General features: G+C 48.6%; 8 protein-coding genes. 3 read left to right on the top strand and 5 right to left on the bottom strand.

Going from position 1 to position 12,123, the window contains the following annotated elements:
* Positions 1 to 280: 280 nt before the first annotated feature.
* The 5 genes from ndhD1 to IQ235_RS06795 all read right to left on the bottom strand — a co-directional run bounded on the left by ndhD1 (position 281) and on the right by IQ235_RS06795 (position 7,637).
* A complete protein-coding gene (gene ndhD1 / locus IQ235_RS06815; RefSeq protein ID WP_264320737.1) occupies positions 281 to 1,861 on the bottom strand; it encodes a photosynthetic/respiratory NAD(P)H-quinone oxidoreductase subunit D1 in 1,581 nt (526 codons plus the stop codon).
* A 162-nt stretch (positions 1,862 to 2,023) separates the two neighbouring features.
* A complete protein-coding gene (locus tag IQ235_RS06810; protein ID WP_264320736.1) occupies positions 2,024 to 4,078 on the bottom strand; it encodes an NAD(P)H-quinone oxidoreductase subunit 5 in 2,055 nt (684 codons plus the stop codon).
* A gap of 268 nt (positions 4,079 to 4,346) precedes the next feature.
* Entirely contained in the window at positions 4,347 to 5,009 is a 663-nt protein-coding gene (locus IQ235_RS06805; RefSeq protein ID WP_264320735.1) for an eCIS core domain-containing protein, read from the bottom strand.
* A 197-nt stretch (positions 5,010 to 5,206) separates the two neighbouring features.
* Positions 5,207 to 5,896, bottom strand: a complete 690-nt coding sequence (surE, locus tag IQ235_RS06800; RefSeq protein WP_264320734.1) for a 5'/3'-nucleotidase SurE — start codon at positions 5,894 to 5,896, stop codon at positions 5,207 to 5,209.
* 271 nt (positions 5,897 to 6,167) lie between these two features.
* Positions 6,168 to 7,637 carry a hypothetical protein gene (locus IQ235_RS06795; RefSeq protein WP_264320733.1) on the bottom strand — a complete coding sequence of 490 codons (1,470 nt, stop codon included), beginning with the start codon at positions 7,635 to 7,637 and terminating at the stop codon, positions 6,168 to 6,170.
* A gap of 806 nt (positions 7,638 to 8,443) precedes the next feature.
* Between IQ235_RS06795 and IQ235_RS06790 the strand changes: the two genes are divergently transcribed.
* From IQ235_RS06790 to IQ235_RS06780, 3 genes are all read left to right on the top strand, one after another.
* Positions 8,444 to 10,429, top strand: a complete 1,986-nt coding sequence (locus tag IQ235_RS06790) for a response regulator (protein WP_264320732.1) — start codon at positions 8,444 to 8,446, stop codon at positions 10,427 to 10,429.
* A gap of 234 nt (positions 10,430 to 10,663) precedes the next feature.
* Complete coding sequence (locus IQ235_RS06785) at positions 10,664 to 11,758, top strand: adenylate/guanylate cyclase domain-containing protein (protein WP_264320731.1); 1,095 nt, start codon at positions 10,664 to 10,666, stop codon at positions 11,756 to 11,758.
* 71 nt (positions 11,759 to 11,829) lie between these two features.
* Positions 11,830 to 12,123: M67 family metallopeptidase (locus tag IQ235_RS06780; protein WP_264320730.1), on the top strand; the 294-nt coding region annotated here is incomplete at its 3' end.

Below are 12,123 nucleotides of genomic sequence, written 5' to 3'. Positions count from 1 at the left end.
GCTCAGTGACCGCACAACGACCGGCGAGCGCGACCAGGGAATGGGGAATAGAGAATAGAAACAACCTATTTCTTCAATCGTGTAAATAAACTGATGACGAAGCGCTATAGAAATTATCCACGACCCCTACTGTGCGGGATTTGTTCGTGTAAATCTCTATAATCCCAACGAACTGCGAACCCCGATCGCAAAAAGACGAAACCCCCGACTCAAAAGCCAGGGGTTCGACTCATTTCATTTGAATGGTTTCACAAAGTCGATCGGAACGTCTAACTCATCTTCAGTCTACCAGCGTTGGAGCTTGATATAGCTGAGATAATTGAGCTTCAGCTTCAGTTTCTCGTGCCACCAAAGACGGAACCGACTGACGCAGTTTCGCCGTTAGTTGAACGGTTGTCGCATCGTAGATTTGGGTCAAAATCTTCGGATACAAGCCAATGCCGATGATGGGAACCAGCAAGCAGGCAATTACGAAGACCTCGCGAGGTTCGGCATCCACGAGTTCTTCGTGTTCCACCAACTCCTTGTTTTCCGGGCCGTATAAAATTTCCCGGAGCATGGAAAGCAGGTAGATGGGGGTTAAAATGACACCCACGGCAGCCAGGAACACCACGCCAATTTTAAACGGGAGGCTGTAGGCATCGCTGGTGGCAAAGCCGATAAACACCATCACCTCGGCGACGAAGCCACTCATCCCCGGCAGTGCGAGGGATGCCATCGAACAAGTCGTCCACATGGCAAACACCTTCTTCATCTTTTTCCCCACACCCCCCATTTCATCCAACATCAGGGTATGGGTGCGATCGTAGGTACAACCCACCAGGAAGAACAAACTCGCCCCAATCAGTCCGTGGGATACCATTTGCAGCATCGCCCCACTCGTGCCCAGATTCGTAAACGAACCCAAACCGATGAGAACGAATCCCATGTGGGAAATGGAAGAATAGGCGATTTTACGTTTCAGGTTTCGTTGAGCAAAGGAGGTAAGAGCCGCGTAGATGATATTCACCACCCCCAAAATCACCAATGCCGGGGCAAAAATTGCGTGGGCATCGGGCAGCATCCCGGCATTCATCCGAAATAGGGCATATCCCCCCATTTTCAGGAGAATACCCGCCAGCAGCATGTGTGCTGGGGCAGTTGCTTCGCCGTGGGCATCGGGCAGCCAGGTATGTAAGGGGAAAATTGGCAGTTTCACCCCAAAGGCAATCAAGAAGGCCCCATACAGCCACAACTGGAGATTGGTGCCGATATCCTTAGCCGCGATCGCCTGCATATCAAAGGTGACGGTATCGCCGTAAAACGCCATCGCCAGGGAGGCAATCAAAATAAACAGCGATCCCCCAGCGGTATAGAGGATAAACTTCGTCGCGGCGTAGAGGCGCTTTTTGCCGCCCCAAATCGAAAGAATCAGATAGACCGGAATCAGTTCGAGTTCCCAAACCAGGAAAAACAACAACATATCCTGAACGGCAAAAACGGCAATTTGTCCGCCGTACATCGCCAGCATCAGGAAGTAAAAAAGTTTGGGTTTAAAAGACACCGGCCACGCCGCCAGTATTGCCAGCGTGCTGATAAAGCCCGTGAGGATAATCAGCGGCATGGACAAACCATCTGCGCCCACAGACCAGTTGAGATGGATCTGTGGAACCCAGGAATAGCTTTCCACCATTTGCAAGTCCGGATTGCTCAGATCGTATCCGGTGTAAAACGCATAGATAATGATGGCAAAATCGATCAGCCCGACAATCAGAGCGTACCAGCGCACTGTTTTCCCCTCTTTATCGGGTATTAGGGGAATGAAGAGAGCCGCGACGATCGGAAAGAGAATAATTGTAGTTAGCCAGGGAAAATCCATAATGGTAATGGTTAATAGGTCCTTGAGCGCGCGATTTTCCACTGTTCCATCTATGAGGTAAAGAAGCGACAGACCTCACGATGGAACGATCGATCTCGATGGAGGTGCAAACGGGAGTTTGCGTTCGAGTCACTACCCCATCGAGACCGTTACCCATTAAGTTACTTAAGTTACCCCAAAGAATACGACAATTCCTAACACAGCCGCAAAGATGGTCAGGGCGTAAAATTGGGCGCGACCGGTTTCTAAGTACTTGAGTCCTTCACCACCCAACATGGTGGCTAAGCCTGTCAAGTTAACGGCACCATCGACGATGCGGTAATCCACTTCCATCACCTGTCGAGCCAGACGACGAGAGCCTTGGACGAACAGAGAGTCGTAGAGATCGTCGAAATACCACTTGTTGAGGGAAAACCGATAGAGGGGTTGAATTTTGGCGGCGATCGCGGCCGGATCGATTTTACCTTTGAGGTACATCAAAACCGCGAGGGTAATTCCGATTAGGGAAATCCCCACAGAACTGCCAGCCATCAGGGCAAACTCACCCATATCGAATTCTTCTGCCATCTCCACAAAGGTGGGGACGACTTCCCCAGGGGCGTGGACGAATGCTTCAAAGTAGTTGTGCCAGGGCATTCCTACAAATCCGATGAGTATCGAAGGAATCGCTAGGATAACCAGGGGAAGAGTCATTGTTGCCGGAGACTCGTGGGGTTCGCTGCTATGTCCGTGTCCGTCGTGAGGTTCGGTTTGGGACTCTAATTCTTTGACATCCATCGCACCGGGACCGAAAACCGGAACGGTCTGGGCTTGAAGTCGATCGCGAATCGTCATGTCGTTGCCCCGGAATTCCCCTTCAAAGGTCATGAAGTACATCCGGAACATGTAAAATGCCGTAATCCCCGCTGTTGCCCAACCAATGAACCACAGTCCGGGATTGGCAGCAAAGGTTGCCCCGAGGATTTCATCTTTCGACCAAAATCCAGCAAAGGGAGGAATACCGCAAATGGCGATCGTGCCGATGAGAAAGGTGGTGGAGGTAAAGGGCATATATTTACGCAAGCCCCCCATCAACCGCATATCCTGGGCTAACACCGGATCGTGTCCGACAACCCCTTCCATGCCGTGAATCACCGATCCCGATCCCAGGAACAGCATGGCTTTAAAGTAGGCGTGGGTCATCAAGTGGAAGAGTCCGGCGGTGTAAGCTCCAGCCCCCATGGCCATCACCATGTAGCCCAGTTGGGAAACCGTCGAATAGGCCAGACCTTTTTTGATATCGTTCTGGGTGATGGCGATACTCGCCCCCAGAAATGCCGTCAATCCACCCGTCCAGGCGATAACATTCATCGTGACAGGGAGTCCCTCGAAGACGGGGAACATCCGCGCGATTAGGAAGACTCCTGCCGCCACCATCGTCGCGGCGTGAATCAGCGCTGAGATCGGAGTTGGACCCTCCATGGCATCGGGCAGCCAGACGTGGAGGGGAAACTGGGCGGATTTGGCAACCGGGCCGAGGAAAACTAAGATGCCGAACAGCGTCGCCATAAAGACGCTGAGGGAACCGGTCGCGACTAAATCCTGCAATCGTTCTCCGACTACTTCAAACTCGAAGCTGCCAGTGGCCCAGTACAGTCCGAGCATTCCCAGGAGCAAGCCGAAGTCCCCAACGCGGTTGGTGACGAAGGCTTTTTGACAGGCATCGGCGGCCGCCTTGCGATCGAACCAAAAGCCGATCAGCAGGTAGGAACACATCCCCACCAGTTCCCAGAAAATATAAACCTGCACCAGGTTGGGACTGATGACCAGACCCAACATTGACGAGCTAAACAAGCTTAGATAGGCGTAGAAGCGCACGTATCCGGAGTCGTGAGCCATATAGCCGTCGGTGTAAATCATCACCAACAGGGCCACCGTGGTCACGATCGCCAACATCACCGCCGTTAGCGGATCGATGACGAACCCCATGCGCAGGTGAAAGTCTCCCGCCGCCGCCCATTCGATGGTTTGGGTGTAAGGCGCGTGACCTTGAATTTGACTCCACAGGAGGGCAAACGAATACGTCATCGCCGCTCCCAACAGGGAGATAATCAAGACGGCGTTTAGCTGTCTCAGACGATTCGTTGCTCCGTTATAAGTAATTAGACCCAGGCCGACCAGCATCGCTGCCACGAGGGGCAATACTGGAATCAACCAGGCATATTGGTATATCAGTTCCATTGCGAGCCTAATTTAATATTTCTTTACATCGTTTGGCAACAACGATTACATTGTGACACACCTATGGGGGACTAGTCCTGCTGTGGTTCTGGCAAGTGCAATTTATAACGTTGTCTTTACATTTTCGGGAAAATAAATCTCGATCGACTCAGAATCAACCCAGAGAATCCGTCGCACTGCGCAAAAATGGCCAAATCCATCTTAGATACTTCGGATCTTCGCCTTCAAAAAGATCTTCTCCACTTTCTCAAAAACTTCTTCCATTGTTCTACCGTCTTTCTCTGCGTCGCTCTTGACGCATTTCTCGCTTCAACCAACGAGAAAATTGCTTTTCAAATTCAAAAGCTTCTTGTTCTAATGGATTATTTTTATAGCTTTGGTCTGCCCGTTTGTATTCTTGAAAGTAGCGATATCCAAACTCTTCTAGACCGCCAAACTGTTCGTATTGTCGAACGTGAACCAGTTCGTGAGCCAGTAAAACCAACTGGTCGAAATCGTCAGGCTTATAGGCATCTCGCAAGTAAATTCGATTGCCATACACTTGAGCGTTCGATCGACCCAAATCGATGCGAAAACTTGCCGATACCCACTCATCCATCAGTTGTGCGTTGTAAATAATATAAACGCGATCGACTAAATCTCCAAAATGAGGTCTAAAATATCGTTTTTGCGTTTCATCTAAAGGTTGAGACAATCCGTTATGAGCTTCTATAATTTGTGCGGATGTTTGATATCCCACAGCTCCCGCTTTTGCCCAGGCAGATTCTGGAACTTGCTTGGGAACTTTTCCCCGACACAATTGCCCGGTAAACGTACCGGGATAATTGCAAAACTCGGTGGCTTGATAGATCAATGGAGCGGCAATTAAGCCAAGGGAAATACATCCCAATAAAGCCCCAAAATAACCAATAATTTTATGAGAGTTTGTCATTCGATCGAGACAAAAACGTCTTGATGTCTTAGAAACACCCTAATTTTTGATGTTGGAATTTTTTTAAATTGTAGCCTTCTGAATCAAATTTTGTTTAAACTCCAGTCATTAAGGTTGTGACGGCTATACCTTAAATTGTAACTGGAGACAGAGGTCGAGAACTCGTGCATTCCGAGTTCCTAAAGGTTCTCCCACCCCTAGCACAATCGAATTTTTGTCACGGCAATGTTGCCCGAAAAGCAGACATCCACATCCGTGCCAGGGGTTCGATCTCGCTGTTGGTAGTCGCCGATGTAGTGAACGTTGTCTCCTTCAATACGATAGTTCAGCGGCAAGGGTTCGTTACTCAGTTCGCAAAACACCACTTGGGGTTCTGGAGATCCAACGTCCAAATGGGGCAGATTCACGTTCCAAAAGCAGTAGGGTTCCGGTGGATGTTGCATCAACTTAGCGAGGATATCCGCCGTCCACCGGGCTGCTAATTGCCAGTCGATGATTTTTTGTCGGTCGAGGTAGTGGGAAATGGCGATACCGGGAATGCCGTGAAACGCCGCTTCTCGCACGGCCGCGATGGTTCCGGAAATATAGCGATCGACACCCATATTCCCCCCAGCGTTGATGCCCGATAACACCCACGTGACCTCCGGACAAAGATGATATAGCGCTAATCGAGTACAGTCGGCAGGCATTCCCCCGACGGCATATTCGGTTTCCGATCGCTTTTCCACCGCAATAGGATGGTGCGTCGTCACCTGATGTCCGCAGCCAGAAAGAGGGGTTTGCGGGGCGACGACGATCGCTTTTTCCGATAGACCTCGCACGGCTTCTCGTAGGGCGGCAATTCCGGGGGCATTGATACTGTCATCGTTGGTTAAAATCAGGGTCATAACGATCGAGCTGGCAATTTAGGCAGTTTGAGAATTGACAACAAATAACGACCTCCCGATAAACGCGAGAGGATCTCCGAGCGGGAATATTGCGCCGGCTTTCTGCGAACGGGCGTGCCGCCGTGCTGGGCATCTCATCTCGATCTCACAATAATCGCTGAGTATCTGGCAAGGCTGTTGGGGTGTAACGCACGCTCTGACTCAATTAAATCTTTGCACCTGGGTATTCTATCAAATCCCGTCCATCGGTCTAAAAAAAAAACATGTCATCTCAGACGGTTGCATTGTGGTTTGATGAATGCTTTTGGAGATCCCCTTGCGAGCTGATTTGACAGATGAGTTGAGTATTGGAGAAAGATTCTAGGGCCGAGTAGCAGCGATTCATGGCTTTTTTTTGAGCATCAAACATGGATGAGAGTGCTTTGACGATGGTTTCGATCGTTTCGAGATCGAAATCTGCAAGAAATTCTTTCGCCGATAGTTTGCGATCGAAAAAACCTTTGGCGCGATCGCACTGATAGCGAATTTCACTAAACCCAAGGGCTTTGACTAAGAAAGTTGCCAATGGAGAATTATCTAAATCGTAATCTTCGTTCTTACCCCTTCCTTTCCTTCCCTTTTCTAAAAAGTTGAGAACCTGCCATTCTAGATTGGTCGTCGGGCGATAGGCTTCGAGAGACCCAGGAATAAAGTTTTCCAAACGAATGCCTCGCGAGCCGCTATCGGGGTGGATACCCATCATCGTGGCGAGAGGAACGTTTAACCCCAAAGCATAAGAAAGAGATTCAATTGTGGCAATAGTAACGAGTTTACTCGCTAAATAGAGTTTGGCAACCGCCAGATTTGTGCGTGCTTTATCCTTCAGAAATTGATACTTTTGCGTATTGGGTTCCCCCTGAAATTGATTGAAAATGATTTCGGGTTTGAGGGTGTTGATAAAGCCTTCCATTTTTTGCAAGGCCACTCGATAGTCGCGCACCGTATAGGAACTCGATCCGATCAGACTGTGATTGGTTTCGGGGAGTAAATTCCAGGTATTAGACAAAAAATGAGCGGTGGCATCGGCAAACCCGATCACATCGCGATTGCTCACGCGAACGGCTTTTTTAGCTGTCTCCACTAAATCTCGCGAAGTGAGTTCGAGAGCAAAGCGATCGTTAACCGCCACCAATCGCTGGTGCAGGCGTTCGATCGGTGTTACGTTCTTCTTACAACGCGATCGAAAAGGAATTGTGAGTTCGATACACGCCGCAATTCGCACCAACTGCTCCAGGCTCAGAAACGGTTCTAAGACTTTAATCGCAACAATGGCACTCAAAAATTCATTTTGTCCGCCGAATGTCTTTAAGACTTGACCGGGTTTAAAATCAAAGATGTCCAGCACCGCCGCAAAGGTGCGATCGTCTGGAAGTTCCGCTTCTTCGCGAATGCTCAGTTTTTCCCCGACTTCGCGAACGAACGGCGTCAGGTACGCACTCAGGTTGAATGGAATGCACAAATCGACTTGTACGTAAACGATATCGTGAAACAGCGCCGCGAGTATTTCGATGGGATCGTCTTCGCCGCCAACTTCAAAAATGTGTTGCAGCGTGTGAAAAAACCGCCACGGTCCCGTCATCGGTTGAACGATCAGCATCGAAATTTGATGGAGTTGAGGTGTTTCAATAGGAACCTCTAAGCGATTCATTGCCCAGCGGAGTCTTTCTAGGCATTGTTGATAGATCGTAGATAAACCTTGCATAAAAACCTTTCAATCGAACTGATGTCCACTTCTCGATCTCTACTTCAGAATTTCACTCCAGTTACTAGCTCTCAAAAAACACCGATTTTGCCGGACGCAAGTCTCGATTTTAGTATCGGCTAATACTAAAATCTTGATATTTGGTATCATAGGAATCGTTGTTTGCCCGTTGACATTGGATATTTCAAAGCTGAACTCCGGGACGTGTATAGATTCTTCGATAAATCGCTCGCCGCTTTTCCTGAGGAAGACAAGAGTCGCACCAGTGAATAGACTCGTCACCGTTTCTCGTTTATAAAGTCTACTTCTAAGTAGGTAGGCGTTAAAACTCTCAGCTACGTAACTCAGCGTAAATTCACCCGGCTCACTTCCCTACTGGCAACTGAAGTGAATTTACAAATAAATCTCAAGATAGCAAAGCTTTTGTGCACCGACCTACTTATGCAAACTACGATTGTTGCTCGATCGCCTGCTATTCTGGGCGACTAATTCGCAACGAATGCGATCGAATAATTGATTTTTTTAACCCGATCGATTTTGAATGATTCGATTGCTCGAATATCGAATTTGGATACTGTTAATTTGACGTGCGTTAATACCCAAATATAATAGAAATTCCAAAAAAAAGTCAACGGGTCGTTCTCCGTATCGATAGACCCCATTATAATAGTATGCTAATACTCATTAGTATCTTCAGTAAAAACACTTAGGGATCGGTCTTCGCGAAAGATAGCGATCTTCGAGTCAGGGCAGCGCATCTACGCTTCATCAAAAAAAACCGTAACTTGAGAAGTCCCAGCGCGATCGTGAAACAACTTTCTCATCTGACTCTGCATTCTACCCTTGCAGACCTGCCCACCTCCGACTTTAAAGTAGATGAAAATACCTTGGGAGAAGAGATCGAAACTGCGTTCTCCGAATGTCCCGACTTACCCGGTGTCATGGTAACGGCCAACGACCGCATCATTGGAATTCTTCCTCGGGGGAGATTTTTTGAATGGATCGGTCGTCCTTTTGGCATCGAGTTATACCTGCAACGTCCGATTCGAGTTTTAGTGGATGCGATGATTCAAGACTTGAACGATCGTTTAGAACTCGATGTCTATCCTACTCGTTGTTTATTGCTCAGCGAAATGAGTTCCATCGAGCAAGCGGTCGAAATTGCTCTGGGACGACCGACGTTCTTGGCCTACGAACCGATTGTGGTGGCCCGAGTCGATCGACATTGGCAATTGCTCGATATGTATGTTTTGCTGCAGGCACAATCTCGACAGTTCGAGCTGGCGAAGGATGCGGCCAATGCGGCCAATCAAGCCAAGAGCGATTTCCTCGCCAGCATGAGTCACGAACTGCGGACTCCTCTCAATGCCATTCTCGGCTTTACCCAAGTTATGAATCGCGACCCCAAACTACTGGGTACCCACCGACAACACCTGAGTATCATCTCTCGCGCTGGCGAGCACCTACTCGACTTAATCGGCGACGTTCTGGATATGTCGAAAATCGAATCGGGTCGAACGACGTTGAACCCAACGAACTGCGATTTGTACCACTTGCTCGATAACCTCTACGAAATGCTGCAACTCAAGGCCGCAACAAAAGGGTTGCACCTGATTTTCGAATGTGGGGCGAGCGTTCCTCAGTACGCGCGCATCGATGCGGGGAAACTGCGTCAGGTTTTAATTAACCTACTCGGTAATGCCATCAAGTTTACGGACACCGGTCGCGTTACGCTGCGGGTACGGGCGATGGATGACTCGATCTCGACCCCCCAAAGTGCATCTCCTCCAACCTCAAACTCTCAACAGCAAATGCTTCGCGTCGAAGTGGAAGATACGGGGGCGGGGATCGCACCGGAGGAGATGGATCGATTGTTTGTACCATTCAGGCAAACGAAACTGGGTCGCAATTCAGGAACTGGAACCGGTTTGGGTTTGACCATCGCTCAACATTTTGTCGGGTTGATGGGGGGACAAATTCGCGCGCGCAGTACTTTGGGAAGCGGGACGAACTTCACCTTTGAGATAGCGATGGAGTCCGTTCCAGCCGCTGAAATTCCTGCCCCTCTCGAGACGCGAAAAGCGATCGCCTTAGCACCCGAGCAGCCGGAATGCCGAATCCTGGTGGCTGACGATTCTCCGGAAAGTCGTCTGGTGTTGGTCGAGTTATTGACGAGTTTGGGTTTTTCAGTGCGCGAAGCTCAAAACGGTCGCGAGGCGGTAAAACTGCGATCGAGTTACGCGCCGCATCTAATTTTGATGGATATGCAAATGCCCGTGATGGATGGCTTAGAAGCCACCCAATCTATTAAAAGTCAGCCTCAAGAACCGGTGACGGCCATCGTTGCACTGACAGCAAGTAGCTTTGATGGCGAACGACAAGCGCTTCTAGCGGCAGGGTGCGATGATTTTCTCGCCAAGCCGTTTCGGGAAGCGGTGCTTTTAGACACAATTGCCCGACATTTAGGGGTGTGTTATCTCTACGAGGAAAACGAGAACGATCGATGCCAATGCCAGACAGCTCCGACTCTAGTTTTGGAGGATCGCTCCCTGCATCTATCTTTATCTCAAATGCCATCGGATTGGATTGAAGATCTACATCAAGCAGCACTCAAATGTCGGGATGATGTCATTCTCGAACTTGTCAAATGCATACCAGAATCTGATGCGGAATTGGCGAGTTTCTTACAACTTTGGGCTAATGATTTTCTATTCGAGCGTATTATCGAATTGATACAAGCAAAGTCGAGCACTAGTTCTCAAGAATCTATATTAGAGCTGAAAACACGGTAAAGAGATTTGAATTTAGGACTTTAGATTGTGTTTGTCATCTAAAATTGCGAGTAGAGCTAACAAACTTGGGTAGAGATAAGTCGTGATAATTTCAAGCATATTCAAGATGTTGAAATTTTGAATAGTTGATTTCCACTACTTTTTAACTAATTTTAGGCACTAAAAATTAAGCCAATAATGAACGGGAGTTAATTTCTTAGTGTTTCTTGTGCTATTTCGCCCGGTTTTTTCATTATGCAAGCCATTCAAGCCCACACACTTTCGGGCAATATTCTCATTGTTGACGACATTCCTGACAATTTGCGTTTATTATCTAAAATTTTGACCGATCGCGGTTATGAAGTGGGTAAAGCCCGCAGTGGTGCCATGGCTCTTAATGCCGTTCGCGCACAGATACCCGATCTTATTTTACTCGATATCAATATGCCGGGAACGGACGGCTATGAAGTTTGCCAGCGGCTAAAGTCTGACACCAGTACCCAAGATATTCCAGTAATTTTCATCAGTGCTCTCGATGAAGTTTGGGATAAGGTAAAAGCTTTTAATGTGGGTGGTGTCGACTACATTACCAAACCGTTTCAAGGGGAAGAAGTTTTAGCTCGAGTTGCCAATCAACTTCAAATTCGAGCCTTGCAAAAAGCTCTGAAAAACGAGCAAGAAAAGTCAGAGAACTTACTCTTAAATATTTTGCCTCCGGCCATTGTCGAGGAATTGAAGCAAAAACAAAGTGCCACCCCGATCGAATTTGAAGAAGCCTCCTTTCTCTTTGCCGATATCGTGGGCTTTACTCCCTTCTCTAGTGTCATGCCTCCCGATCGCGTCGTCAGTTTGCTAAACGACGTTTTTTCCACCTTCGATCGCCTGACGCAACAGCATGGCGTGGAGAAAATTCGCACCATCGGCGACGCCTATTTTATTGCCAGTGGCGTTCCCATCGCCCGTCGAGATCATGCAGAAGCGATCGCCGATATGGCATTGGATATGCAGCGGGAAATTCAACGGTTTTCCTGGTCTAATGGAGAACCCCTACAACTACGCATCGGCATTAATACTGGAGGACCCGTCGTCGGTGCGGTGATCGGCACTCAGAAATTCGCGTACGATGTTTGGGGAAATGATGTCAATCTCGCCTCGCGGATGCAATCCACGGGAGAACCCGGACGAATTCAAGTCAGCAAAGCCACCTATCATCGCCTGAGCAAGTGCTATCGATTAGAAAAACGCGGTGAGATCGACATCAAAGGTAAAGGAAGAATGACAACCTATTGGTTGCTCGACGACCACCTCTTGAGAGTAACGGGAAAAAGAGAATTAAAAATTAAAAATTAAAAATTCCCCGTACGGGATCGAAGAGAACGTAGGCTCGAGTAGAGAAATGCATCGATCGTCAATCATCCCGCATGACAATCAACCTCCAAAATCAACATCTCCAACTCATTCGCACTCATGCCGAACGTGCGTATCCCAATGAGTGCTGCGGCTTGATATTGGGTCGTTCGGGGATGGGGGGTTCGGGGAAGAGCGAAAAAGAGTCTATCAAGGTGTGGGAGACAAAGAATACATGGTCTGAAGATTCTCCAGGAACCCGTCAGTTCGATCGGGAGAGCAAAAACCCATTAACCCAAGAACGTCGGTATACGATCGCCCCGGAAGAGATGCTCGCCGCACAGCGTCACGCTCGCGATCTCCACCTG

The organism is Zarconia navalis LEGE 11467 (assembly GCF_015207075.1).
Lineage (GTDB): Bacteria > Cyanobacteriota > Cyanobacteriia > Cyanobacteriales > Geitlerinemataceae > Zarconia > Zarconia navalis.
Note: the sequence above shows the minus strand (reverse complement) of the source record. Positions and strands in the feature narration are given on the sequence as shown.